General features: G+C 62.4%; 25 protein-coding genes. 15 read left to right on the top strand and 10 right to left on the bottom strand.

Annotated elements, in window-relative coordinates:
• Positions 1-43 precede the first annotated feature (43 nt).
• From gpt to AC1VON_RS19465, 5 genes are all read left to right on the top strand, one after another.
• The gene (gene gpt / locus AC1VON_RS19485) at positions 44-544 is read left to right on the top strand and encodes a xanthine phosphoribosyltransferase (protein WP_056566656.1); all 501 of its coding nucleotides are present in this window, start codon (positions 44-46) and stop codon (positions 542-544) included.
• A 210-nt stretch (positions 545-754) separates the two neighbouring features.
• Positions 755-1,243, top strand: coding sequence for an NUDIX hydrolase (locus tag AC1VON_RS19480; protein WP_483124577.1), 489 nt, complete (start codon positions 755-757; stop codon positions 1,241-1,243).
• 119 nt (positions 1,244-1,362) lie between these two features.
• A complete protein-coding gene (locus AC1VON_RS19475; RefSeq protein WP_172350731.1) occupies positions 1,363-1,674 on the top strand; it encodes a PilZ domain-containing protein in 312 nt (103 codons plus the stop codon).
• 655 nt (positions 1,675-2,329) lie between these two features.
• Positions 2,330-6,118, top strand: coding sequence for a vitamin B12-dependent ribonucleotide reductase (locus AC1VON_RS19470; RefSeq protein ID WP_483124576.1), 3,789 nt, complete (start codon positions 2,330-2,332; stop codon positions 6,116-6,118).
• A gap of 200 nt (positions 6,119-6,318) precedes the next feature.
• Entirely contained in the window at positions 6,319-6,771 is a 453-nt protein-coding gene (locus tag AC1VON_RS19465) for a pyridoxamine 5'-phosphate oxidase family protein (RefSeq protein ID WP_483124575.1), read from the top strand.
• Positions 6,772-6,843: 72 nt separating this feature from the next.
• Here AC1VON_RS19465 and AC1VON_RS19460 read toward each other — a convergent pair whose 3' ends face one another.
• Together AC1VON_RS19460 and AC1VON_RS19455 are read right to left on the bottom strand one after the other, a co-directional pair.
• Positions 6,844-7,458, bottom strand: a complete 615-nt coding sequence (locus tag AC1VON_RS19460) for a hypothetical protein (RefSeq protein ID WP_483124574.1) — start codon at positions 7,456-7,458, stop codon at positions 6,844-6,846.
• 22 nt (positions 7,459-7,480) lie between these two features.
• On the bottom strand, positions 7,481-8,452 hold the full coding sequence (locus AC1VON_RS19455) for a DUF3592 domain-containing protein (RefSeq protein WP_483124573.1): 972 nt from the start codon (positions 8,450-8,452) through the stop codon (positions 7,481-7,483).
• Positions 8,453-8,859: 407 nt separating this feature from the next.
• On the opposite strand from AC1VON_RS19455, the gene AC1VON_RS19450 reads away from it, so the two are divergent.
• Positions 8,860-9,048, top strand: a complete 189-nt coding sequence (locus AC1VON_RS19450; protein ID WP_056562090.1) for a hypothetical protein — start codon at positions 8,860-8,862, stop codon at positions 9,046-9,048.
• Between the two features lie 135 nt (positions 9,049-9,183).
• On the opposite strand, the gene AC1VON_RS19445 is transcribed toward AC1VON_RS19450, so the two are convergent.
• Positions 9,184-10,257, bottom strand: coding sequence for a glycoside hydrolase family 25 protein (locus AC1VON_RS19445; RefSeq protein ID WP_483124572.1), 1,074 nt, complete (start codon positions 10,255-10,257; stop codon positions 9,184-9,186).
• Positions 10,258-10,493: 236 nt separating this feature from the next.
• On the opposite strand from AC1VON_RS19445, the gene AC1VON_RS19440 reads away from it, so the two are divergent.
• The gene (locus AC1VON_RS19440) at positions 10,494-11,477 is read left to right on the top strand and encodes a DUF1402 family protein (protein ID WP_483124571.1); all 984 of its coding nucleotides are present in this window, start codon (positions 10,494-10,496) and stop codon (positions 11,475-11,477) included.
• 22 nt (positions 11,478-11,499) lie between these two features.
• Positions 11,500-12,129: a DedA family protein gene (locus tag AC1VON_RS19435; RefSeq protein WP_483124570.1), complete on the top strand. Its 630-nt coding sequence runs from the start codon at positions 11,500-11,502 to the stop codon at positions 12,127-12,129.
• Here AC1VON_RS19435 and AC1VON_RS19430 read toward each other — a convergent pair.
• The 5 genes from AC1VON_RS19430 to AC1VON_RS19410 form a co-directional block, all read right to left on the bottom strand.
• The gene (locus tag AC1VON_RS19430) at positions 12,126-12,917 is read right to left on the bottom strand and encodes a phosphodiester glycosidase family protein (RefSeq protein WP_172350761.1); all 792 of its coding nucleotides are present in this window, start codon (positions 12,915-12,917) and stop codon (positions 12,126-12,128) included. The genes AC1VON_RS19435 and AC1VON_RS19430 overlap by 4 nt on opposite strands.
• Positions 12,918-13,032: 115 nt before the next feature.
• Positions 13,033-13,659, bottom strand: coding sequence for a transglutaminase-like cysteine peptidase (locus AC1VON_RS19425; protein ID WP_172350762.1), 627 nt, complete (start codon positions 13,657-13,659; stop codon positions 13,033-13,035).
• Positions 13,660-13,794: 135 nt separating this feature from the next.
• A complete protein-coding gene (locus AC1VON_RS19420) occupies positions 13,795-14,667 on the bottom strand; it encodes an undecaprenyl-diphosphate phosphatase (protein ID WP_172350763.1) in 873 nt (290 codons plus the stop codon).
• A gap of 190 nt (positions 14,668-14,857) precedes the next feature.
• Complete coding sequence (locus tag AC1VON_RS19415; RefSeq protein WP_483124569.1) at positions 14,858-15,055, bottom strand: hypothetical protein; 198 nt, start codon at positions 15,053-15,055, stop codon at positions 14,858-14,860.
• A 152-nt stretch (positions 15,056-15,207) separates the two neighbouring features.
• Positions 15,208-15,603, bottom strand: a complete 396-nt coding sequence (locus AC1VON_RS19410; protein WP_483124568.1) for a GFA family protein — start codon at positions 15,601-15,603, stop codon at positions 15,208-15,210.
• A 111-nt stretch (positions 15,604-15,714) separates the two neighbouring features.
• Between AC1VON_RS19410 and AC1VON_RS19405 the strand changes: the two genes are divergently transcribed.
• Positions 15,715-16,743, top strand: a complete 1,029-nt coding sequence (locus AC1VON_RS19405; protein WP_483124567.1) for an isopenicillin N synthase family dioxygenase — start codon at positions 15,715-15,717, stop codon at positions 16,741-16,743.
• A gap of 45 nt (positions 16,744-16,788) precedes the next feature.
• Here AC1VON_RS19405 and AC1VON_RS19400 read toward each other — a convergent pair whose 3' ends face one another.
• Positions 16,789-17,037 carry a ParB N-terminal domain-containing protein gene (locus tag AC1VON_RS19400; protein WP_008875526.1) on the bottom strand — a complete coding sequence of 83 codons (249 nt, stop codon included), beginning with the start codon at positions 17,035-17,037 and terminating at the stop codon, positions 16,789-16,791.
• Between the two features lie 191 nt (positions 17,038-17,228).
• On the opposite strand from AC1VON_RS19400, the gene AC1VON_RS19395 reads away from it, so the two are divergent.
• Positions 17,229-17,645, top strand: a complete 417-nt coding sequence (locus tag AC1VON_RS19395) for an acyl-CoA thioesterase (protein ID WP_483124566.1) — start codon at positions 17,229-17,231, stop codon at positions 17,643-17,645.
• 15 nt (positions 17,646-17,660) lie between these two features.
• Here AC1VON_RS19395 and AC1VON_RS19390 read toward each other — a convergent pair whose 3' ends face one another.
• Positions 17,661-18,620 carry a LysR family transcriptional regulator gene (locus AC1VON_RS19390; protein WP_483124565.1) on the bottom strand — a complete coding sequence of 320 codons (960 nt, stop codon included), beginning with the start codon at positions 18,618-18,620 and terminating at the stop codon, positions 17,661-17,663.
• A 136-nt stretch (positions 18,621-18,756) separates the two neighbouring features.
• On the opposite strand from AC1VON_RS19390, the gene AC1VON_RS19385 reads away from it, so the two are divergent.
• From AC1VON_RS19385 to AC1VON_RS19365, 5 genes are all read left to right on the top strand, one after another.
• Complete coding sequence (locus AC1VON_RS19385) at positions 18,757-19,539, top strand: ABC transporter substrate-binding protein (protein ID WP_140767794.1); 783 nt, start codon at positions 18,757-18,759, stop codon at positions 19,537-19,539.
• Between the two features lie 64 nt (positions 19,540-19,603).
• Positions 19,604-20,251 (top strand): amino acid ABC transporter permease, encoded by a 648-nt coding sequence (locus AC1VON_RS19380; RefSeq protein WP_483124564.1) that lies wholly within the window; start codon positions 19,604-19,606, stop codon positions 20,249-20,251.
• Between the two features lie 13 nt (positions 20,252-20,264).
• Entirely contained in the window at positions 20,265-20,924 is a 660-nt protein-coding gene (locus AC1VON_RS19375; RefSeq protein ID WP_483124563.1) for an amino acid ABC transporter permease, read from the top strand.
• Positions 20,921-21,685 carry an amino acid ABC transporter ATP-binding protein gene (locus tag AC1VON_RS19370; protein WP_281411400.1) on the top strand — a complete coding sequence of 255 codons (765 nt, stop codon included), beginning with the start codon at positions 20,921-20,923 and terminating at the stop codon, positions 21,683-21,685. Before AC1VON_RS19375 ends, AC1VON_RS19370 begins: the two co-directional genes overlap by 4 nt.
• 8 nt (positions 21,686-21,693) lie before the next feature.
• Entirely contained in the window at positions 21,694-23,334 is a 1,641-nt protein-coding gene (locus AC1VON_RS19365) for a N,N-dimethylformamidase beta subunit family domain-containing protein (RefSeq protein WP_483124562.1), read from the top strand.

Below are 23,334 nucleotides of genomic sequence, written 5' to 3'. Positions count from 1 at the left end.
TTTTCTTGCACGCGGCCTTCGCGTGCTGCGGAGTGCGCGAGACATGTCCCTTCCCGAAAAAGCCTTTCCGGTCTCCTGGGACCAGTTCCATCGTGACGCCCGCGCGCTCGCCTGGCGGCTTGCCGGCGCCAACAAGGGTCAATGGAAGGCGATCGTGTGCATCACGCGCGGCGGGCTAGTTCCGGCCGCCATCATCTCGCGCGAACTCGGCATCCGCATCATCGAGACGGTCTGCGTCGCCTCCTATCACGACTATTCCAGCCAGGGGCAGTTGCAGGTGCTGAAGGAAGTCACCCCCGCGCTGCTTGCCGAGGATGGCGCGGGCGTGCTGATCATCGATGACCTGACCGACACCGGCAAGACCGCGGGCATCGTTCGGGCGATGATGCCCAAGGCCCACTTCGCCACTGTCTACGCCAAGCCCAAGGGCCGGCCGCTGGTCGATACTTTCGTCACCGAAGTCAGCCAGGACACCTGGATCTATTTCCCCTGGGACATGGGCTTCACCTACCAGAAGCCGATCGCCGACGATCACGTCGGCTGATTCGTAACAAACCGCTTTTTCCAGTTAAGCCGTCATCGATGACAATATTTGCTTCCGCGAAAGGCTCCGCGGGGCAGGATATCCTGTGAAATCGACGCTTATTGACGGGAATCGGCCAGCCTGACCAAAGTTTTTACTTTTATTGGTGACAATTAGCCGTAAGATTCGTGAGGCGGCAAACGATTCTGGAGGCTGGGGCTAGCTTCTCCGATGTTGACGAGGCCAACGACGCACCACCATTTGGCTGAAAGGGTCCGGCGACTCTTCGGCACCGCGCCGTGCCGCCTGCAGGTTGCCGCCCTCCCCTGGCGCGATACCGGGAGCGGCGTCGAGATCATGCTCATTACCAGCCGTGATACCGGCCGCTGGGTGTTGCCGAAGGGCTGGCCGGAGGCCAAGGAGCCGCTTTGCGAAGCGGCGGCCCGGGAGGCCGGCGAGGAAGCCGGATTGCACGGAAGCGTCTCCCATCTCGAAGCCGGCCGTTACTTCTATGCCAAGGTGCTGGCTTCGGGTGAAGAGGTGCCTTGCGAGGTGCTGGTATTCCCGCTGCACGTCGACAAGATCGCCGATCGTTGGAAGGAAAAACACTCCCGCACCCGCAAATGGGTCAATTCCAGCGAAGCGGTGCGCATGGTCAATGAACCCGACCTTTGCCAGATCATTGCCTATTTCTGCGCCGACCCGCACAGATTCTCCTAGAGCCGGCCGCCGACCTCTTCCGCGTGCGCCATGGCTGCCTCACAACCCTGTGATGTGTGCCGCATGAATGGTTTGCTAATTTTTCTTCGCTAGAGAATGGCTAACCTGGCGTTTGATAGATGGCGAACCCTGTAAACCCACTTCAGCAAGAACCCGGCGAGCCGAAGCGCGAGCACCGTCCCCGCGTGCTCAAGGGCGGTTCCGTCATCACCGGGATTCAAAACTCGGAAGTCGCCGTTATGCTGCGCAACCAGCATGCGAGCGGCGCAGAATTGAAAATACCGCTCGAGGCCCGGGTTCCCGATCGATTCCTTCTCTATGTGCCGCTCGACGGCGTGGCCTACCGCTGCGAGGTCCGCTGGCGCCGCAATGACCGGATCGGCGTGCAGTTCACCGGCACCGAGCCGAAGCCGAAGCTGCATTACGGCTGAACCGGATCTGCCAGCCTGGGGGCTTCGAGACGCATCCCAACGAGGGCCCATGCCTGTCGGCGGCGCGTAATCGCCGCCGGAAATGGCAATCGCAGCGGCGCGTTTCTATCCCCGTTATCCACATGTGTGACACACAAGATGTTGGGGTCACAAAAGCTACGCAAACGAATCCTTGACGGCGCAAAACGAGTTGCCTTTTATAGGCCATGTGCTCCTGTTGAGAGTGCGACCGGAAAGTTCTGAGCCCGGTCTTTTTCCCGGATTATGTGTGTTTTTGCCCGCATTTCCGCCTGTTTACGAGGCGGCGGAAGCGTTGGGATTGTGGGTGGTGGGGCGACGAAAGGGACAATTGTCGGTCTGGAAAAAATGATCTGTTAACACTATATTTAGTGTTTGCAGGCAGGCTCGACGCTAGATAGTGTGACCTTCCCTCTACGGAGGGAATCGCAAAAGTTTCAGTTGAGGACCCGCGGGGTCGGTTTGCAGCTTGGGTAGGCGCCTGGGAAGGTGTTCGATTGCCCGTTGCTGCGGGCGCTTGCGACGAGGAGATGCCGGCATTGTTCGCGATGTCGGCAAACGGCGGACTGCGCTTTTCGCCCTGGGGGGCAGAAATCCCCTGACGAAAGCGCTATATATAGACAAAAGGACCGGACCAATGCGCATCGAGCGTCGTTTCACCAAGCCAGGCCAATCAGCTTATGCGGAGATCGAATTCCGCAAGGCTCTTTCCGAGATCAAGAATCCGGATGGCTCGGTGGTGTTCCGCTTGGACAATATCGATGTGCCGGCGCAGTTCTCGCAGGTTGCCGCCGACATCCTGGCGCAGAAATATTTCCGCAAGGCCGGCGTCCCCGCGCGCCTGAAGAAGGTCGAGGAGAACGATGTCCCCTCCTTCCTGTGGCGCTCCGTGGCCGACGACGCCGAACTTGCCAAGCTGCCGGAAGCCGAGCGCTATGGTTCCGAGATCGACGCCCGCCAGGTCTTCGACCGGCTGGCCGGCACCTGGACCTACTGGGGCTGGAAGGGCGGCTACTTCAAGTCGGAGGAAGACGCCCGCGCTTTCCGCGACGAGCTCGCCTATATGCTGGCCACCCAGCGCGTCGCGCCGAATTCGCCGCAATGGTTCAACACAGGGTTGCACTGGGCCTATGGCATTGACGGTCCGAGCCAGGGCCACTTCTATGTCGACCCCTTCACCGGCAAGCTGACCAAGTCGAAATCCTCCTACGAGCATCCGCAGCCGCATGCCTGCTTCATCCAGGGCGTGCAGGACGACCTCGTCAACGAGGGCGGCATCATGGATTTGTGGGTGCGTGAGGCGCGCCTGTTCAAATACGGCTCGGGCACCGGCTCCAACTTCTCGCTGCTGCGCGGCGAAGGCGAAAAACTGTCGGGCGGCGGCCGCTCGTCCGGCCTGATGAGCTTCCTCAAGATCGGCGACCGCGCCGCCGGTGCCATCAAGTCGGGCGGCACGACGCGCCGCGCGGCGAAAATGGTCATTGTCGACGCCGATCACCCCGATATCGAGGAATTCATCGACTGGAAGGTCAATGAAGAGCAGAAGGTCGCCTCGCTGGTGACCGGCTCCAAGATCGTCAAGAAGCACCTCGAAGCGATCATGAAGGCCTGCGTCAATTGCGAAGGCAATGGCGAGGACTGCTTCGATCCGGCCATCAACACGGCGCTGAAGCGCGAGATCAAGGCAGCCAAGAAGTCGGCCGTGCCGGAGAACTACATCTACCGCGTCATCCAGTTCGCCAAGCAGGGCTACACGTCGATGTCGTTCAAGACCTACGACACCGACTGGGATTCGGACGCCTACCTGACGGTCTCGGGCCAGAACTCCAACAATTCGGTGTCGTTGAAGGACAATTTCCTGCGCGCCGTCGAGGACGATGCCGACTGGCACCTGACCGCCCGCAAGGACGGCAAGGTGCTGAAGACGCTGAAGGCCAGGGATCTCTGGGAAAAGATAGGCTACGCCGCCTGGGCGTCGGCCGATCCGGGCCTGCACTTCAACACGACGATGAACGACTGGCACACCTGCGCTTCGGCCGGCGCGATCCGGGCCTCCAACCCGTGCTCGGAATACATGTTCCTCGACGACACGGCCTGCAACCTCGCCTCGATCAACCTGCTGCCCTACCGCAACGCCGACGGCACGATTGACATCGCCGCCTACGAGCACACGGTGCGGCTGTGGACCATCGTTCTCGAAATCTCGGTGATGATGGCACAGTTCCCGTCGAAGGAGATCGCCAAGCTCTCCTACGACTACCGCACGCTCGGCCTCGGCTACGCCAACATTGGCGGCCTGCTGATGACCTCGGGCATTCCCTATGATTCCGACGAGGGCCGCGCCATCTGCGCCGCGCTCACCGCCATCATGACCGGCGTCGCCTACGCCACCTCGGCCGAGATGGCCTCCGAGCTCGGCGCGTTTCCCGACTATGACCGCAACGCCCAGAACATGCTGCGCGTCATGCGCAACCATCGCCGCGCCGCCTATGGCGACAAGGATGGCTATGAGAAGCTGGCCGTCAATCCGGTGCCGCTGGTCGCTTCCGACCTCAAGCAGCAGGCGCTCGCAGAGCATGCGAAAGCCGCCTGGGACCGCGCCATCGAGCTTGGCGAGGAGCATGGCTATCGCAATGCGCAGGCAACCGTCATCGCGCCGACCGGCACGATCGGCCTGGTCATGGATTGCGACACCACCGGCATCGAGCCCGACTTCGCGCTGGTGAAGTTCAAGAAGCTCGCCGGCGGCGGCTACTTCAAGATCATCAACCGCGCCGTGCCGGAAGCGCTGCGCACGCTCGGCTACTCCGAAGCCCAGATCGGCGAGATGGAGGCCTATGCGGTCGGCCACGGCAATCTCAACCAGGCGCCGGCCATCAACCCCGGCTCGCTGAAGGCAAAAGGTTTCACCGATGAGAAGATCGAGGCACTCAACGCGGCGTTGAAGTCGGCCTTCGACATCAAGTTCGTCTTCAACCAGTGGACGCTTGGCGCCGACTGGGTGAAGGAGACGTTCGGTTTCACCGACGAGCAGCTCAACGACTTCTCTTTCGAGATGCTGCCGGCGCTGGGCTTCTCCAGGAAGGACATCGAGGCCGCCAACATCCATGTCTGCGGTGCGATGACGCTGGAAGGCGCACCCTTCCTCAAGGCCGAACACCTCGCCGTGTTCGACTGCGCCAGCCCGTGCGGCAAGATCGGCAAGCGCTCGCTGTCGATCAACAGCCACATCCAGATGATGGCGGCGGCGCAGCCCTTCATCTCGGGCGCCATCTCCAAGACCATCAACATGCCCAACGACGCGACGGTGGAGGACGCCAAGGGCGCCTACATGCTGTCGTGGAAGCTGGCGCTGAAGGCCAACGCGCTCTATCGCGACGGCTCGAAGCTGTCGCAGCCGCTCAACTCATCGCTGCTCGCCGATGGCGAGGACGATGAGGACGAAGCCCTCGAACAGCTGATCCAGGCTCCGGCGGCAGCGCGCGCGACGCAGATCACCGAGCGGATCGTCGAGCGCATCATCGAACGCGTGTCGCGCGAGCAGGAAAAGCTGCCCGGCCGCCGCAAGGGCTATACGCAGAAGGCCAAGATCGGTGGCAACACCATCTTCCTGCGCACCGGCGAGTATGATGATGGCCGCCTCGGCGAGATCTTCATCGACATGAACAAGGAAGGCGCCACGCTGCGTGGCCTTCTCAACAACTTCGCCATCGCGATTTCGCTCGGCCTGCAGTACGGCGTGCCGCTCGACGAATATGTGCACGCCTTCACCTTCACCAAGTTCGAGCCGGCCGGCATGGTCATCGGCAACGATGCCATCAAGAGCGCGACGTCGATCCTCGACTACGTGTTCCGCGAACTGGCCATCTCCTATCTCGGCCGCAACGACCTTGCCCATGTCGACCAGTCGGACTTCTCCAACACCGCGCTCGGCCGGGGCATCAGCGAAGGCAAGACCGACGCCGTCTCCAAGGGCCTGACCCGTGGTTCGCCGGTGAAGCTGGTGTCGAGGGCAATCGGCAGCGAGCCGAAGGGCTTTGCCGGCGGCTCGACCGGAACCCCTGCCCGCTCGGCGCCGACCGCCTTCTCCGGCTCCAACGTGCTGGCGTTGAAGCCGGCCAGCGACGAGGCGGTCGCCTACAAGCGCGACTATGAGGATCGCGCCAAGGAACTGGCCGAGGACATCGCCTTCGAGGAAGCGGCGGGCGCGGCTTCCGAGACTTCGGATGCCACGGCGGCGCTGTTCACCGACGCCGCGGCCAACGAGGCCGCCGAAGCCAAGAAACTCGCCGCCGACCGCCGCGCTAGGTCACTGCTACAAGGCTACACCGGCAATTCCTGCTCCGAGTGCCAGAATTTCACGATGGTGCGGAACGGGACCTGCGAGAAGTGCGACACGTGTGGTGCTACGAGCGGCTGCAGCTGAGAATTTGAAACGCTAAAACGCGACATAATCGGCCCGATTGAAAGATCGGGCCGACTTTGTTTTTGGGGTCAGTTGGCGCTAGCCGAGGCTCAGTCCGCCAAGCAGTGCGGCGTCTTTCCTCCATACGTTTGATGTGCGTCAAGGCCAGGCGATCCACGCCTCCCTATCGTCACCGTCAGGAACGACCTTGGAGACGAGCGATGGACGCAGAGATCAGAGACAAGATTCAGACGCTCCTTGATCAGCACCGCATCATGACGGTCGCAACACTGAGGGCGGACGGCTGGCCCCAGGCGACGACCGTGGGTTACGTCAATGACGGCCTTTCCCTCTATTTTCTTTGCGGGCTCGGCAGCCAGAAGGCGGAGAATCTGGCGCGGGACGATCGCCTGTCGCTGACCATCGATCACGACGCGCCTCAGGTAATGGAGATCACTGGCCTTTCCATGGCGGCACGGGCACAGCCGGTCACAGACAGGGCCGAGGCCGAGAAGGTTCTGAGGATGATGCCGATGAAATATCCGCCACAAGCCTCGATGCCATTCGCGATGCCGACGCCGGAGCAGGTGCGCATCTTCCGTGTGGTGCCTTCAGTCATCTCCGTGCTCGACTACTCGAAAGGTTTCGGCCACGCGGATCTCGTGACCCTTTGAGCGCCTGCTCGCGATCAAGGTCGGTTATGATGACGGCGTTTTCGCAACCTCCCCTTTGGCTGGAAAGGTCATTCAATTCGGCGGCGACACCCGCAGCGTCCGCTCGTCAAACAGCGGCTCGTCCTGCCCCACCCGTACAAACAGCACCTTCCGCCCCTCACCCGCCGGCACTTCGAAATACTGAATGCCGTCGGGCATTTCGCCCCAGTCGCCGCAGGGTGGTTCGGGAATCTCGTTGGGGTCAGCAAGCGCTTTCAGTTCTTTCGCATAGGCGGCGTCGGGGCTGAGCGTGTAGCGTTTGACGCCGGCGGGCACGGTCCCTTCCGTGTAAGGCGCCAGCTCGCAGCGGGCGCTGACGGCCTTGGCGGTCTTTTCCAGGAACAGGCGCCGCAAGGCTGCCTCGGCGGTTTCGCCGGATTTGACGTCGAACACTTCGACAAGCGGGTCAGGCGCGCCGCCATCGCTGTATTTGATGGCGAGCGCGTTGCCGGCGAATTCGAAATGGATCTGGCGGAAGCCGAAGTCGCAGCGCTGCGCCCAGGCAGCAAGGCCGATCGTCTTATCAGCCAGTTTTTCCCATACGCATTTGTCGATCGGCGGGCGCGACGGCGCCAGCTCGTCCGCACGTACCACGGTGGATAGCGTCACGGCCGTAAACAGGGTGCCGATCCAAACGATCGATCTCATGGTGCTCTTCATCGCTATCCTCTCACACCAGTCCGACCAGCCAGGCAGCGCCGCCGAGAAATCCCGCCGAACAGAGCCACAGCAGCCAGAGCCCGCGCACCCGGCATTCGAGCACCGCCGAGGCGGGGTTGGCGGGGTCATAGTGCACGTCGACCTTGCTGCCCTCGGCATAGCTTTGGGCCTGGCCGCTGACGAGGCCGGGCAGCGAAGCCGTGACAGTGGCGCCGAACTTCACGCGGTCGGAGGTGTAGCGCTGACCGGCGACGCCATAGCTGTAGACGATGCGGGATTTGAAGACGGTGCGCCAGCGTCGATAATCGCTATAATTTCTCAGCGCCTGCAGGCCTGAGGACTCAATGCGGCCGGCGGCGACCGGCCATTTTGCCGCCTGCTCGGCCAGCGATTTCTGGGCGAAACCCATGCGCAGGGCGAACAGCCCCATGAACAGCAGGAGTGCCGCGGCGCCCAGGTTCTGCGGCTTGGGCAGATGCGGCCGGATCGCCTCCAGCACGCCGCCGACGGAAAACACCAGAACCGCCGTGCCGATCACCAACCCGGCCGAGAGCTGAACCATGAACTTGAAGGCACCGTCCGGCATGGTGCGCTCGATCACGGCTTTGCTCGGATCGGCCGGATTGTAGAAGACCGTCACCTCCGCGCCGCGGGGAAACTGCGCCAGGGTCTCGGCGACTTCGAAATTCCCCAGATTCTCCTTCACGCTGTAGCGCGAGCTTTGAAATTTCTTGCCGCCCACCTTGTATTCGAAGGTGATCGCCGGAAAATTGCGCATCTCGGTCGTATCGCTGCTGTCCGAGCCGACGCCCGAGCTTCTGACCTCACGCGCCTCGACGCGCGACGAGATGATCTTTCCCGGCGTCGGCATCCAGCGGCTGAGGGCTTGCACCTCTCGCCATTTCACGAAGGTGATGAACGACAGACTGCCCGCGACCACGCAGGCAAATCCGATCAGCAGAAATTTGAGTTCCAGCTCCACCCTGATCCCCCCGGATTGCAGGAACCGGCACTAGACAGCACGGCGGCTGCAATGTCTCGTTTATTCGCAAAGGTGCCGCGCACGGCCCCCCTGCAAGTTTGATCCAGGTCAACGCGGATGCATCGCCTGTGCTGTCTCTTCGGATATCATCCCAAGGAGAACGAACATGTCGACCTACGACCTCATGGTTGTCACCGCAGTCCTGCTCAGCTTCGCGTCATTTTCCGGAGTTCTGGCCTTTGCCACTTTCGACGAATCGCGTCGCCGTCACGCAAGATAGGGTTAGGCGATCGGACCGGGTGGATGGGCGTCGCGCGGCCATCCACACGACGACGTGATAAAGGTACAATTTGACGGCGGATCGGATCGAATGAGAACGTTTGGAAGATAGCAACCGGAAAGTGGCCATGAGCGACGACCCCGAGGACGACACCGACATCGTCAACCAACTCGCCTACGTCAGAGCCGATCCAACCCAGCACGATACGCTTACACTTCTCACCATGATCGATGCCGCGATTGCCGAGATCATGGCGTTGAGGAGAAAGCTGCGGCTGAGCGAGGACAAGAATGCCGGGAGCAACCAGCTCCAATAGGCGGCAGGACCAGAGCGAAGGGCGACGCGAACCCTAAAGCGCGTCGCACGAAACGGATTCATGCGACGCGCTTTAGGCCTTTTGTCTTATGCATGTCGTTCTCCCAAAACCGAGTTCACTTTTGGGCGACATGCATTAGTCCGCGTCTGCCATCATCTGACGGCCGCCGCCGCCGGCCCAGGCGCGCCATTGCCGTTCGTCGCCATGGAAGACGTTGAGGTCGATGCGGCCGGTCACGCCATGCGACAGGCCGGAGCCGGAATACTGCCAGAACAGCCATTTGCGGCCCGGATAGACCTTTGACGGATGCCGTGCCACCGCGCGCAGCCAGAACGGGTAGTCTAGAAAAGCGCCCTGCAGGTTGTCGCGATAGAAATCCGGCGCGGTGTAGATGATCGGACGCTGGCCATAGTGGCGCTCCAGCTTGTCCATGAACACCTGCATCTTCTCCAGCACCTTTTCGCGTGACGGGCGCCGCTTGCAGCTGGAGTCGCCGTTCCATTCGACATCGATCACCGGCGGCAAGGCGCCATCCACCTTCGGCACGTTGCGGATGAACCAGTCGGCCTGTTCGCCGGCGGTCCGGCACCAGTAGAAGAAATGATAGGCGCCGCGCTTCAGCCCGGCGGCATCGGCATTGCGCCAGTTCTTCATGAACATCGGATCGAGGTGGTCGCCGCCATCGGTCGCCTTTATGTAAGCGAAGTTGGCGCCCTGGGCGCGCAGCTTGCCCCAGTTGACGTCGCCTTGCCAGCGCGAGACGTCGACACCGTGCACGGCAAGGTGGCGCGGCGAGGAGCGGCCGAAATTGATCGGCTTGGCATCGCGAAAACCGTAGCGCGTGACCGGCCCGGCAAGCATCGGCGGTGCTGCCCGCGACAAGAGCCTTGGCGGCGAAACCAGAGCCGCGGGCTCGATGGGCGGATCGACATTGTCCGGCAATTCGGGCGCCGGAAACGCCACCGTCTCTTCTTCCGCCAGGCCGAAGGGCCGACCAGTGTCGTCCGCTGGCGCCGCCTCGGCCAGCCTGCGCGCTTTGCCGGCCTTGGTTGCGGGAACGGATGCGATAGGTGCGCTTGGCCGCACCACCGAACTGGTGGTTTCATTCGACGGCTTCTGCATGTCGAGCGCGTCCATGCCCGATGTCGACGAACAGCCGGCAAGGCACAGCGATGCGATCACGAAACTGATGACGCCTGGTAACCGCATCTGGACCCGTACTCAAAACACAACAGACCGAAGGCGACGGCCCACGGACAACCAGCGCTAGTTATGAACGAGAAATTACCAATAAAGTTTGAATCAAGTTTTTACCATGAGTGTGACCCGTTTCAGACATTCGCCAGCGAAGGCCGGCCAAGCCTTGACAGCGCCATGATGTGGCTGTTGAGACGGAGGCGGCGTCTCGCGCCGGCATTTCCCGCGATTTTGAAAAAAGGCGCCCGATGATTGCGTTGCCGCGGCTTCTCCCGATCCTCCTGCTCGCGGCCCTTTCCTGCGGCGGCGCGCCCTTGGCCGGGACGGCGCATGCCGGCGGGCTGGTCGTCGTCCCCGCCGGCAATCGCTCCGAGACGCAACCGCCGATCCCGGATGCATCAGCGACGCGAACCCGCGCCTTCAAGACCACCTATGCGGAAAAATACGAAAAGATCGTCGCGCTGCTGAAGCGCGAGAGGAAACTGGTGGCGCATATCAAGCAGGCGGCCGCGGCTTACGATATCGACCCCATCCATATCGTCGGCGCGCTGGTCGGCGAACACACCTACAATGTGACCGCCGTCGGCTCGGTCCAGACCTACTATGTCAAAGCGCTGTCCTATTCCGGTCTCGATTTCTCCTTCCGCTACAAGGGCGTGCCGGTGCAGAGCTTTGTCCAGCGGCCGGAGTTCGCGGCCTGCGCCGGGGCCCGGGACAGTGCCACCCTTTGGAGCTGCCGCGACAGGGTCTGGGTCGACCATTTCCGCGGCAAGACGGTCGACGGCGTCACCTATGACGCGATGACCTTCCAGCAGGCGTTCTTCCAGCCCTTCTTCGCCGGCCAGACATTCGGCCTCGGCCAGATCAGCCCGCTGACCGCGCTGGAGGTCACCGACCTGGTCAACAAGGTCAGCGGCTACGACAAGCTCACACCGGATCATCCGCAGGCCATCTATCGCGATGTCATGGATCCCGACCGCAGCATCGTCTACATCGCCGCGATCGTGCGCGACGCCATCGACGCCTACAAGGAACAGGGCTTCGACATATCAGGCAATCCAGGAATCACGGCCACGCTCTACAATGTCGGCCAGCCCCGGCAGCGGGCGGCGGATCTGCGCGCGGCGCTCACCAGCGGCAAGGGCCGCAAGCTGCCGGTCGAAAATTATTACGGCTGGCTCGTCAACGACAAGCTCGACGAACTCAGGAGCCTGCTCGACAGCGGCAGCTGAAACAATTTCAACAGGAGCTTGCGTGCAGTCGTTCATCGACCAGAGCGTTTATTTCATCGAGAGCCATCAGGCGTGGGCCGGTCTCGTGGTCGGGCTGCTGGCTTTTGGCGAGTCGCTCGTGCTGGTCGGCATCTTGTTGCCCGGCACCACGGTGCTCATCATCGTCGGCGGCCTGGTCGGGGCCGGTATCGTCCAGCCTTTGCCCGTTCTCCTGGCGGCGATGATCGGGGCGGCGCTGGGCGACACCATCTCCTATTTCCTCGGCAGATGGCTGGGGCGCGGCGTCGTCCATAAATGGCCGCTCAACCGCTACCGCCGGCAGGTCGCCAGGGCGCGGCTGTTCTTCCATCGTTATGGTTTTGCGGCGGTTTTCATCGGCCGCTTCTTCGGCCCGGTCCGCGCAACGGTGCCGCTGGTCGCGGGCATGATGGGCATGCACCGGCGCCGCTTCCAGATCGCCAATATCCTGTCGGCGATCATCTGGGCTCCAGTCGTGCTGTCGCCTGGATGGCTGGTGGCCAAGGGCGCCGGCAGCATCCCCGAGCTCGATGCGACCAGCCTGTTCGGGTTGGCGGCGATCGGCGTGGTTGTCTTGATCATCATGGCGGTGATTGCCCTCAAGCTCCGAAGCAGGCGAACAGCCCGAGCCTAGCCACGCTTCCTGAACACACCGATAATCGGCCCCAGATTCCAGTAGTCGTCGTTGCGTCCGATGGCAGGCGCGAACAGGCTCGAAATCGTGCCGTCGAGAAACAGCGCATTGTCGCAGCCGAGCGCATCGCGAAACAGCCGGGCGAATGCATGGAAATTCACCGTGCCGTTCGAAATGGCAAAGACCGCGACACCGTCCTTGCGCACCCCGACACCGTCGCGGGTCTTGCGCGAAGTGCCATCGGACTGGAATTTCGGATGCAATTGGCCGTCGATCACCAGCATCGGTCCCGATTGCGTCGCATAGTCGGTGGATGGCCGCTTCCTGACGAAGTCCCAGGTCGCCCGGACCGCGGCCTTGCCGCCGCTGATGTAGAAAATGCCATTCGGCTGCAGCGAAAAATTGCCGCTTCCCGATCCTGTCTTCACACCGGCCATTTCCTGGCCTCGCTCGACATAGAGGCCAACCGGCCTGAGATCGGGGTGATACATGCCGGCATTGATGGCAAACAGCATGGTGCGGCCGGCCGCGCGCTGGGCGTTGTCGAGATTGTGCAGCGATTGGAAAGGCTTGCCAGCCGGATCCTTCCAGAACAGCTCGATCGAATAGAGTTTCGGGTCGACCTCGCAGACCAGATAGCTGGTCGCCTCGAAGGCGAAATCACGGCACGGCGGCACCGACGCGAACCACTGGCCGAACGCCACCGTCGTGGCAACGGCCTGCGGCAGCGCGGCCTTGATCAGGGCCACCAGCAGAGGCGCCGAGTTGAAAAGCGTCGGAAAATCCATGCGCCCACCGAATTGCCAGCTCCAACGAGCCGCCGTGGATAGCATCGTTGGCCGGCATTATGAAGATCGGCTTGCAACGGGCGCGGATCGGAAGCCGCGGCTGGGATCGACGGGATTATTTGACGGCGCTGACCAGCTGTTCGTCGCCACCAAGAATGGAGACCCAGTGTCCTGTGTTGTCGCTAGCCTGCCGCTTCAGGTAGCGATAGCTCGTCTGATTCCAGAGGCGGACCTTGTCGGTCAGATTGTCGAGAATGACGTCGCCCTTGTCGGTGCGCACCGTCAGCACGGCGTGGCCTTCGCCATCCGGCTTGCGAACCACCGTCATCAAAAGATTGGCTATGGCAATGCCCATGCCGTTGAGCTCGCGTCGCTTTTCCAGCGCGTAATCCTCGCAGTCGCCAAAACCGTTGTCCGGATAGGCCCACCACTCGTCCTTGCCGTAATTGTCCATGTCGCTCATCGGCTTGACGCGCGTGTTGACGGAGAAATTGACGGCGGAAATATCGTGCAGCAGCTTGCTGGTCATATGTTCCGGCACGCTGTCGGGCGAGCGGATCGAGCATTCGGCGACATGGATCTTGCAAAAATCATAGTGGCCGATCGGCTGCGAAGTCGATCCGCCGACAACCATGGAAGCAGGCGCGGCATGGGCCGAACCGGTCGCCGCACAGAAAACGGTCAGGGCAAACGCCAGCCCCAGCCCCTTCGCCTTGCGGCGCCAACCCATCGAGGATGCCATGCGGCCCCACCCATCTGTTTTGTTAACAGAACGTTAAGGGCTGTTATATTCCGAAGTCAATGAACCCGGCCGATCACATCTTCGCGGATCGATGCATGCATCCGAGTGGTTGCCCGCGCGCAACACCGGGCCTGGCTAAGCCAGCCATCCCATCGCCACGCCCAGCAGCAGGACGACGCCGAGCAGGCCGCGATAGATGACGAAGGGCCAGGCGGAGAAGCGCTCCAGCACGCGCATCAGGCCCCATATGGCGAAGAAGGCGGAAATCGAGGCGACGACCAGTCCGGTCGCAAGAACCGACCAGCCATGGGCATCGAGGTGAACCTTGTGCAGTTCCCACAACTCCTTGAGACCGGCAAGCGCGATCGCCGGCAGGCCGAGCAGGAACGAAAAACGCGCCGCCTCGGCCCGCTTGAAGCCGAGCCCGAGCGCCGCGGTCAAGGTCGAGCCCGAGCGCGAGACGCCAGGGATCAGCGCGCCGATCTGGGCGACGCCGACAAGCAGCGCATCGGTGAGCGACGCTTCGCCGATGGTGCGCTTGTGGCGGGCGAAAATCTCGGCAAGCGCCAAAAGGATCGCCATTGCGATGCAGGACCAGCCGATCACGCTCAGGCTGCGCAGCGGAGAATTGCAGGCGTTGAGAATACCCGACAGCGCGACGCCCGCGATAATGATCGGGACCGTCGCCAGCACGATCCAGGAAGCCAGCCTGAAATTCCGGTCGGCGAAATCGCGCCGCGTGAGTGCGTCGAGCGAACCGAACAGGAGGTCCCTGACATCGCCCCAGAAATAACTGATCACGGCGGCAAGAGCGGCAAGCTGCATGGCGGCGGAAAAGGCGGAACCTGGATCTTGCCAGCCGAGCACCGCCGGCACGATGCGCATATGGGCGGTCGAGGAGATCGGCAGCAATTCGGTGATGCCCTGCACCAGGCCGAGAAAGGCGACCTTGGCATATCCCAGGCCAACAAAGCCGGTGTCTACGCCTTGAGTGCAGATGTCAGCCATGTCTGGTTCCGTGGGGTCAGAGATCGAACTTGCGCTGAAGGGACCGGTCGGTCCGGGGCAAGCCATACCGTCATCGAACGGATAATCAATTTACGGATTTGTAATCTGGTTCGGTCGCGCCGAATGCCCACAGCTCACGGCCGGCCCAACGGGCCGGCCTAAGTTCTCATGGGGGAAAACCGCAAGGCGGTTACGGGCACAGCCAGAGTTTCTGGCAGGTCCTGGCGATCATATGCGCAGGCGGAACAACAGGCTCCTCGGCCGAAGGTCGGCGAACCCGTTCGAGCAGCATGCGCACCTGTTCGGGGCGCACGCGGTCGCGCTCCATGACAAGCAGGACCATCGGATCGCTCAAAAGCTCGTCCAGGGTGCTGATGCTGTCGTTCATCCGTCGTCTCCTCGAATGCCGGCCCGCGCAGCGTAGATAGGACGACAATGATGGCTCGCCAATGACGCTTTGCCGGCTATCGCGTGTCGATTTGGATTAATTTTTGGTCATGGTTCGCGTTCGCTTCCACTCTTGAAGGCGGAACGCAAGAACTAGGCCGGCGGAGCGCCTTCATGTTGCGGCAGGCCGTCGTCGAGCACCACCCAAGGCTGTTTCGAGGCGGTGAAAATATGCATCTGCGGCCGGAACAGCGAAGGGTCGTCGAGCGAACCCGTGGTGACGCCGATGATGCCGGCCGAGTCGCGCCGCGAAAACATCGTCGTGCCGCAGCCCGAGCAAAAACCGCGCTTGAGATCGGGCGAGGTGTTGACTGTTGCCAGTGCCCCCTCGATCGTCACATCATCGATGCGAAACAGCACGCGCGCGTTGAAAGCGGCGCCGATCGCCTTCTGGCAAAGCCGGCAATGGCAGATGCGCTCGTTGATGGGAGCCGCATCGGTGCTGTAACGCACCGCTCCGCACAGGCATCCGCCTTCATACCTTGCCATGGCCTCGATCCAAAATGGAGAGAATAGGCGTCAAGGTTAGTCGCGCGGCCGATAGGGTCAATTGAAATGCTTTGATACGATGCCATCGATAACCGTGATGCGAGGCTCATCATGACCCAGGACATCGAAACCATCGGCATTGCGGATCTGTTCGGGCCACCCTCGCCCGCCCGTGACCGCGCCGACGGCCACATCATGGCCGCGGCCTCGGGAATAGGCTTCCTGGCGGTCCGGGATTTTCCCGGCGACGCCTGGCTGACACCTGACAGAAGAGCGCAATTGCTGCGCATCTTCGCCCTTCCCGACACCGAGAAGCAGAAATTGCTGCGCTGGAATTTCGACAGCACCAGGAAGAACTTTTATCGCGGCTGGTTCCCACTCCAGCCGGCAGCCGTATCCTACAAGGAAGGCATCGACTTGGGACCGGATATTGCCGATGCGGCGCGCGTCCCGGCCGCCGACGATCCGCTGTGCGAGCTGACACCCTTGCCGGCCGAAGGCACCTTGCCCGGCTGGCGCATGGCCGCGGCGGATTACTATCGTGCGGTGGAGAGGGTCGGCAACGCGCTGATGCGGTCGATAGCGCGCGGGCTTGGCCTGCCGGAAACGATCTTCGATCCGTATTTCGAGAACGGCATCTCGACGCTTCGCCTGATCCGTTATCCCTTGCGGGACGCCACCGCCGGCATCGACACCAGCGGCCCGGAGTTCTCGGTGGTTCACAAGGGAGAGATCCGCACCATCATCGGCCGCGAACATGCCGATTCCGGTTTCGTCACCTTGCTGGCGCAGGATGGCGTCGAAGGCTTGCAGGCAAGAAACCGCGCCGGCGAATGGATCGACGTGCCGCCGGCCAACGGCACGCTGGCGGTCAATTTCGGCCAGTTGCTGGAACGCTGGACCGGCGGCCGTGTGCGGGCGACGCGGCATCGGGTGATCGCGCCGAAGACAACTCGGTTTTCGATCCCGTTTTTCTATGAACCGCGCGTCGACGCGGAGATCGCGCCCTTGCCACTAAGCGGCGCCGAACCTTTCGAGCCATTTCTTTATGGCGACTATCTCTGGGAGTCGGCGACGAATTTCGTCGAGATGAGCGGCATCAAGAATCTCAGGCAGCCGCGCCGCGCCAAGGCATTGTAGCCGGAACGCGATTGCCGCGAGGCCTGTCGTCAAAGCAAGGATGCGTCAGTGACGCTTTGCCTGGACGAGATAGGCATCGATCTCGGTCTCGCCGAGCCACTTGGCCGCTTCCAGCCGGTGCAGGCCTTCAACCAGGATATGGCGCTTGCCGTCGTGGCGGACCTGGATCGGCGTCTTCATGCCGTTCTCCAATATGTCCTCGGCGAGATGGCGGACAGTCTCGGGGTGTAGTGTCTTCTTGCGCGCGGTGGGCACGTAGATGTCGTCGACCTTGACCTTTTGCACTCTGAGCATGCCTGTCCCCGTGGCGGAAACGCCGCCGTCCCCTGAGATAGTCGGTTTGGTTCGGAGGGCCAAGGGCACGGCTAACGAATGTCGGCCCACTCCCGGCCCGAAGGCCATCGACCAGGTCCGCCGGTTTGCCTGTCGCCGCGCGTTTCGATATGGCGTCTCGTGATCCTCAACGAAGGCCACGGAGCAATCCCATGAGCAAATCCCTCGTCACCTTTGTCGGTGTTGCTCATCCCTGGATGTGCGACGTGATGGGACACATGAATGTGCGCCACTACGCGGCGATGTTCGACGATGCCAGCTTCCAGCTTCTTGGCCACATCGCCGGTAAGGATAGCAGCCAGGCCTCGGCAACGGGATGGGCCGATGTGCGCACCGAAATCGACTACCGGCATGAGACAAAAGCCGGCTCGCTTCTCACCATCCGCTCGCATGTGGTGAAGATCGGCCGGACCTCCGTCACCTTCGAACAGGTCATGTCGGGATCGCTCGACGGCATCGTCCATGCATCGAGTTGGACCACCAGCGTACACTTTGACCTTGCCGCGCGTGCCTCGGTGGCGCTGGACGAACCGATGCGCGGCCGCGCGGCGACCCTCCTCGTCGAATAGGCCCGGGTCGATCGATCAGCCATTGTAGATGCGCTCGTCCAACGGCGTCTCGGCGATCAGAGCCTGCAACCCCGACAGCAGCGCCTTCTCGGCACGATTCATCACCTTGTCGGGATTGGTGAGCAGGAAGATGTCGATGGCCGGCGGCGCGTCGTAGGGCGGAAGCCGCCACAACGTGCCGTCGGCCACGTCGCGTCGCGCCACGTGTAGCGGCAGCGGACCGATGCCGAGCCCGGCGACAATCATGCGCCTGACTTCCTCCAGGCTCGAGGAGACACCGACGACATCGGCGTTCAGCCGGGCTTCGCTGCGCAACAGGGCGACCGGCCGCAGCGCGTCCGAAATGTGGTCGGTCTGGAAGGATACAGAGGGCTCGCCGCGCAGATCGGCAAGCTTCAGCCCGGCCTTTCCGTAAAGCCTGTGCTGCGGCCCGCAGAAGAAGCCGAAGAACTCGCGATAGACCATCGCGTAGTCCAATGCCGGATCGCGCTGGCTGACAAGGCAGATGCCGAAGGAGGCGCGCCGCTCCCGCACCTGCTTGGCGACTTCCGTGCTTGCCGCGACCGAGATGGTGATGCTGGCGCGCGGATAGTTGCGGTGAAATTCCGCCAGCGCACGGTCGAACAGTGGCGAGACGACATGACTGGCCGTGGCGATCATCACGTGGCCGGTGACATCGTCGCTGATGCCCCGCATCAAGAGCGGCAGTTGCGATATCGAGCCGAACACCTCGACGCTCTGCTCATAGATCAGCCGCCCGACCTCCGTGAGTTCGAAGCGCGTTGCGTCGCGGTCGACCAGCCGCCTCCCAACCCGATCCTCCAGCCGCCGCAAGGCGTTGCTGACACTGGGTTGTTTGAGGTTGAGGCGCTCGGCGGCGCGGGTGATGCTCTTGACTTCCGCAATGACAACGAACGTACGCAGAAGGTTCCAGTCGAGATCCCAGACCAGACGTTCGGGGCGAGGCAATGCCATTCCTGATATCTATGCTCCCTATTCCCATTATCTATTTGCGCAATGCTGATGCAAAGGCAATCATTGACGTCAGGAGAGCGCCCCAACGCCTCCCAAGAAAAAGCCTTCGCGCTCCATCCAGAGGACAGGAATTCAGATGAACAGGGTATTTTCCGGCATTGCAGTTGCCGCGCTGCTGCTTGCATCGGCCTTCACCACCGTTTCGGCAAGGGCCGACGACCTCGAGAAGATCAAGGCGGCGGGGGAATTGAAGATTTCCATGAGCGGCCAGTATCCGCCCTTCAACTTCGTCAACGACCAGAACGAAGTCGTCGGCTTCGACGCCGATATCGGCAAGGCCATCGCTGAACGCATCGGCGTCAAGGGCACCATCATCACCACGGCCTGGGACGGCATTATCGCCGGCCTGCTCGCCAACAAATACGACACTGTCGTCGGCTCGATGACGATCACGCCCGAGCGAGAGAAAGTCGTCGATTTCGTCGGCCCCTACTACCATGCCGGCCGCGCGGTTTTCGTGAGTCAGGATTCCAAGGTGCAGAGCCTCGACGACCTCAAGGGCAAGACCCTTGGCGTAACGCTCGGCGAAACGCATGAAAAATGGGCGCGCGAACAGGGCGGCTGGGATATCCGCACCTATAAGGGCCTGCCGGAACTGCTGCTCGAACTGAAGGCCGGCCGCGTCGACGCCATCGTCGTCGACAACATTCCGGTCATGGTCGCCGTCAAGGAAACCGGCGAAAAGGTCCGCAAACTCGACACGCCCAACATCGAGGGCGGTAGCGTCGCCATCGGCATCGCCATCCGCAAGGACAATCCGGAACTCAAGGCCGCCATGCAGAAGGCGCTGGACGGGATGTTGGCCGACGGCACCTACGAGAAAATCTCCAAGCAGTGGGTCGGCAGCGACATCCGCTGATCCTTGCCGGCTCCAGGCGGCGAAAACCACCTGGAGCCGATCGCCACTCCAGCCGGGTCATTCCATGGATTTCGCCTTGATGAGCCGTGTCTTCCCGTTCTTCGTGGAAGCCGCACTGGTGACGCTGGAACTGACAGCGTTGGCCCTGGTTCTCGGGCTGGGCGCGGCAGCACTGGCCGCGGCCGCCAGGATGTCGAGGTCGGCGATCCCGCGCGCCATCGGTACGGCCTATGTCAGCCTGTTTCGCGGCACGCCCTGCCTGATACAGCTCTTCGTGCTCTATTTCGGCGGTCCGCAGATCGGCATCAATCTGGATCCGTTCACGGCCGGGGTCGTCGGGCTGGGCCTCAACATCGGCGCCTATATGGCGGAATCGATCCGTGGCGCGTTAACAGCGGTCGACCGCGGTCAGACGGAAGCTGCCCGCACGATCGGCTTCAGCCGCTTCCAGACCTTGCGCAAGGTCGTGCTGCCGCAGGCCGCCCGGCTGATGATCCGCCCGCTCGGCGTCAACACGGTCGCGCTGTTGAAGGGTTCGGCACTGGTCTCCACCATCTCGGTCGTGGAACTGACCTATACCGCCCAGCGCTTCATCGGCTCGACCTACAAGCCGTTCGAGATCTTCGGCGTCGCCGCCCTGCTCTACATGGTCATGGTCTACGCCGTCGCCCGCATCGTCGACTTGCTCGACAAGCGCTTCGCCATCGTCTGAGAGGGGGAGCACGATGCAAAGTTTGGATTTCACCGTCATCGCCCCCTACTGGGACCTCTTGCTGACGGGCGCCTGGTGGACCGCGTTGCTTACGGTCTCGGCCGGAGCGCTCAGTTTTGTCTTCGGCATCCTGTTCGCGGTCATCGTGCTCTATGCGCCAGCGATCCTCGCCTACCCCGTTCGCGCCTTCATGTGGCTGTTCATGGGCACGCCACTGCTACTGCAGCTTTTTCTGATCTATTTCGGCCTTGTGCAGGTCGGCATCGACATCCCCGCGCTGGCCGCCGGCATAATCGGGCTTGGCCTGCATTTCGCCGTCTACAATGCCGATGTCATACGTGCCGGCATCGTGGCGGTCGATCCCGGTCAGACGGAAGGCGCGCGCAGCATCGGCTTCGGCAAGTGGCAGGCGCTGCGCTACGTCGTGATACCGCAGGCCATCCGCAACACGGCACCGCCGATCGGAAGCAATTTGATCGCATTGTTGAAGGAGTCCTCCATCGTCTCGGTCATCGGCATCGCCGAGCTAGTCCATTCGGCGCAACTGGCGATCAGCGAAACCTTCCGCCCGTTCGAGTTCTACATCACGGCCGCCGCGCTCTATTACATCTTGAACCTGGTGCTCGAGGCGGCCTTGCATCGGTTTGAAAGACATGTGGAGGTTTCCCGATGAGCACGCGGCGGCCAATGGTCGAGGTCCACGGCGCGCGCAAATCGTTCGGCGCGGTCGAGGTCCTCAAAGGCATCGACCTGTCAGTGGATCGGGGGCAGATCGTCGCGATTATCGGACCGAGCGGTTCCGGCAAGAGCACGCTGCTGCGCTCCATCAACCATCTTGAGACCTTGAACGGCGGCGAGGTATGGCTGGACGGCGTGCAGGTCAACCAGAGACTGCACGGCCAGGCCTTCGAGCGGCACATCAACAAGGTGCGCCAGCACATGGGCATGGTGTTCCAGCACTTCAACCTGTTCCCGCACCTGACCGTGATCGAGAACATCACCATGGGACCGGTGATCCTGAAGGGCATGACAAAAGATGAAGCCCGGGCCTTGGCGCATGGCCTCCTGTCCAAGGTCGGGCTGGCCGACAAGACCGACGCCTATCCCTCCAGGCTTTCGGGCGGCCAGAAGCAGCGCGTGGCGATTGCGCGCGCGCTGGCCATGCAGCCCAAGGTGATGCTGTTCGACGAGGCAACCTCGGCCCTCGACCCGGAATTGGTCGACGAGGTCAACGCAGTGATGAAACAGCTTGCCGCCGAACACATGACCATGCTCATCGTAACGCACGAGATGCGCTTTGCCGGCGAGGTGGCCGACAGGGTGCTGTTCATGGACGGCGGCGTGGTGGTCGAGGAAGGCCCGCCGGGCGAGATTTTCCGCACGCCCCAGAAGGAGCGCACCCGCACCTTCCTCAAGAAATATCTTTCCGCCTGAGTACGACGATGACCAGATTGCCCACGGAATTTCCCGATTTTGGACTGACACCTGAGCAGCGCCGCCACGCGGTTCGCGGCCACTATTACGAGTGGCCGGGCATGGATAGCGAGCGTGGCGAAATCTGGTGCTACAGCGACCGCTTCTCCTATCGTGCCGGCGAAACGGTGACGCTGCATGTCAGTTCCACGGCTCCTTCCTTCGGCATGACCATCGTCCGCGACGGCGGCAGCGAGACAAAGGTGTTCGACAAGTCGGGAATCGCGGCGCGCTGGCAGGACAGTCCGGACCAGTGCTCGGCGGAGGGCTGTGGCTGGGAAGCATCCTTCGAATTTCGTGTCGACGGCGACTGGCCGTCCGGCGCCTATCGGATAACGTTGAGTGCCGAGGGCCGAGACGGCAAGCCGATCCACAGCCACCATCTCTTCATTGTCTCTCCCCAGGCCGGCAAGAAGCCCAGCCGTGTGCTGCAAGTGGCGGCGACGGGCACCTGGCTCGCATACAACACCTGGGGCGGCTCCAACCACTATCAGGGCATCACCGGGCCGGACCGCAACCAGTACTCGCCCATCGTCTCGACGCAACGCCCCTGGTGCCGTGGCTTCGTCGTGCTGCCGAAGGATGCGCCGCGCGTGCCGCTGGAGGTCGCCGTGCCGCCGAAGACGGTGCCTCGCTACCCCCATATGGAATGGGCGCTCGCCACCGGCCATTCGAAGAAATACGCCTCGTCCGGCTGGGCGAGCTACGACAGCCACTTCTTCCGCTTCGCCGAACGGGCCGGCTATGAGGTCGACCTCGCCAGCCAGCACGATCTGCATTTCTCGCCTGATATTCTCGATGGCTATGACTGCGCCGTCTTCGTTGGCCATGACGAGTACTGGACCTGGGAAATGCGCGATGCGGTCGACTGCTACGTCGAACGCGGCGGCCATGCGGCGCGCTTTGCCGGTAATTTCATGTGGCAGACGAGGCTGGAGGACGAAGGCCGCCGGCAGGTCTGCTACAAATACCGCGCCCGCGCCGAAGATCCGGCCTATCGCGGCGGCGACGTGACCCGCGCCACCAATTCCTGGGAAGCGCCGGAAATCGGCCGGCTGGGTTCAGCGACCTTCGGGCTCAATGCGACGCGCGGCGTCTATGCCGGCTGGGGCGGCTGCGCACCGCGTGGCGTGCGTGGCTTTCCGGTCTACCGGCCGGAACACTGGGCCTTTGCCGGCACCGGCATCTATTATGGCGACCTGTTAGGCGCCGACAGCCATGTCTATGGCTATGAGGTCGACGGGCTCGACTTCGAGATACGCGGCGGCCTGCCCTACCCCACCGCAACCAGCGGCGCGCCAGACGGCCTGCAGGTTCTCGCTGTCGGGATGGCATCCCAGGTCGAGGAAAGCGCCGACATTCCGATCGAGGACCAGTTCCTCACCGACGAGGATGGCCGCTTCACCGCTGAGACTTTGTTCGGTGAGGCGAGCGACGCCAATCTCGAAAAAGTCAAACGCGGCAACGGCATGATCGTCAATTTCCCGCGCGGCAAGGGCGAGGTGTTCCACGCCGGAAGCTGCGAATGGGTAGCCGGCCTGCTAAGACAAGACCCGATGGTCGAACGCGTCACCCAGAATGTCCTTGATCGCTACCTTGGAAAGTCCTGA

This window comes from Mesorhizobium sp. HAY1-8B (assembly GCF_056868045.1).
The sequence above is the reverse complement of the archived record's forward strand: the minus strand, read 5'-3'. Positions and strand labels throughout refer to the sequence as shown.

What these genes read in the sequence shown, in the direction of transcription:
- AC1VON_RS19470 (WP_483124576.1), top strand. Translation starts at nt 2,330, where the DNA reads ATGCGCATCGAGCGTCGTTTCACCAAGCCAGGCCAATCAGCTTATGCG.
- AC1VON_RS19365 (WP_483124562.1), top strand. Translation starts at nt 21,694, where the DNA reads ATGACCAGATTGCCCACGGAATTTCCCGATTTTGGACTGACACCTGAG.
- AC1VON_RS19480 (WP_483124577.1), top strand. Translation starts at nt 755, where the DNA reads ATGTTGACGAGGCCAACGACGCACCACCATTTGGCTGAAAGGGTCCGG.
- AC1VON_RS19410 (WP_483124568.1), bottom strand. Translation starts at nt 15,603, where the DNA reads ATGGCAAGGTATGAAGGCGGATGCCTGTGCGGAGCGGTGCGTTACAGC.
- AC1VON_RS19450 (WP_056562090.1), top strand. Translation starts at nt 8,860, where the DNA reads ATGAGCGACGACCCCGAGGACGACACCGACATCGTCAACCAACTCGCC.
- AC1VON_RS19465 (WP_483124575.1), top strand. Translation starts at nt 6,319, where the DNA reads ATGGACGCAGAGATCAGAGACAAGATTCAGACGCTCCTTGATCAGCAC.
- AC1VON_RS19475 (WP_172350731.1), top strand. Translation starts at nt 1,363, where the DNA reads ATGGCGAACCCTGTAAACCCACTTCAGCAAGAACCCGGCGAGCCGAAG.
- AC1VON_RS19375 (WP_483124563.1), top strand. Translation starts at nt 20,265, where the DNA reads ATGCAAAGTTTGGATTTCACCGTCATCGCCCCCTACTGGGACCTCTTG.
- AC1VON_RS19400 (WP_008875526.1), bottom strand. Translation starts at nt 17,037, where the DNA reads ATGCTCAGAGTGCAAAAGGTCAAGGTCGACGACATCTACGTGCCCACC.
- AC1VON_RS19445 (WP_483124572.1), bottom strand. Translation starts at nt 10,257, where the DNA reads ATGCGGTTACCAGGCGTCATCAGTTTCGTGATCGCATCGCTGTGCCTT.
- AC1VON_RS19370 (WP_281411400.1), top strand. Translation starts at nt 20,921, where the DNA reads ATGAGCACGCGGCGGCCAATGGTCGAGGTCCACGGCGCGCGCAAATCG.
- AC1VON_RS19385 (WP_140767794.1), top strand. Translation starts at nt 18,757, where the DNA reads ATGAACAGGGTATTTTCCGGCATTGCAGTTGCCGCGCTGCTGCTTGCA.
- gpt (WP_056566656.1), top strand. Translation starts at nt 44, where the DNA reads ATGTCCCTTCCCGAAAAAGCCTTTCCGGTCTCCTGGGACCAGTTCCAT.
- AC1VON_RS19395 (WP_483124566.1), top strand. Translation starts at nt 17,229, where the DNA reads ATGAGCAAATCCCTCGTCACCTTTGTCGGTGTTGCTCATCCCTGGATG.
- AC1VON_RS19425 (WP_172350762.1), bottom strand. Translation starts at nt 13,659, where the DNA reads ATGGCATCCTCGATGGGTTGGCGCCGCAAGGCGAAGGGGCTGGGGCTG.
- AC1VON_RS19460 (WP_483124574.1), bottom strand. Translation starts at nt 7,458, where the DNA reads ATGAGATCGATCGTTTGGATCGGCACCCTGTTTACGGCCGTGACGCTA.
- AC1VON_RS19405 (WP_483124567.1), top strand. Translation starts at nt 15,715, where the DNA reads ATGACCCAGGACATCGAAACCATCGGCATTGCGGATCTGTTCGGGCCA.
- AC1VON_RS19390 (WP_483124565.1), bottom strand. Translation starts at nt 18,620, where the DNA reads ATGGCATTGCCTCGCCCCGAACGTCTGGTCTGGGATCTCGACTGGAAC.
- AC1VON_RS19440 (WP_483124571.1), top strand. Translation starts at nt 10,494, where the DNA reads ATGATTGCGTTGCCGCGGCTTCTCCCGATCCTCCTGCTCGCGGCCCTT.
- AC1VON_RS19415 (WP_483124569.1), bottom strand. Translation starts at nt 15,055, where the DNA reads ATGAACGACAGCATCAGCACCCTGGACGAGCTTTTGAGCGATCCGATG.
- AC1VON_RS19420 (WP_172350763.1), bottom strand. Translation starts at nt 14,667, where the DNA reads ATGGCTGACATCTGCACTCAAGGCGTAGACACCGGCTTTGTTGGCCTG.
- AC1VON_RS19380 (WP_483124564.1), top strand. Translation starts at nt 19,604, where the DNA reads ATGGATTTCGCCTTGATGAGCCGTGTCTTCCCGTTCTTCGTGGAAGCC.
- AC1VON_RS19430 (WP_172350761.1), bottom strand. Translation starts at nt 12,917, where the DNA reads ATGGATTTTCCGACGCTTTTCAACTCGGCGCCTCTGCTGGTGGCCCTG.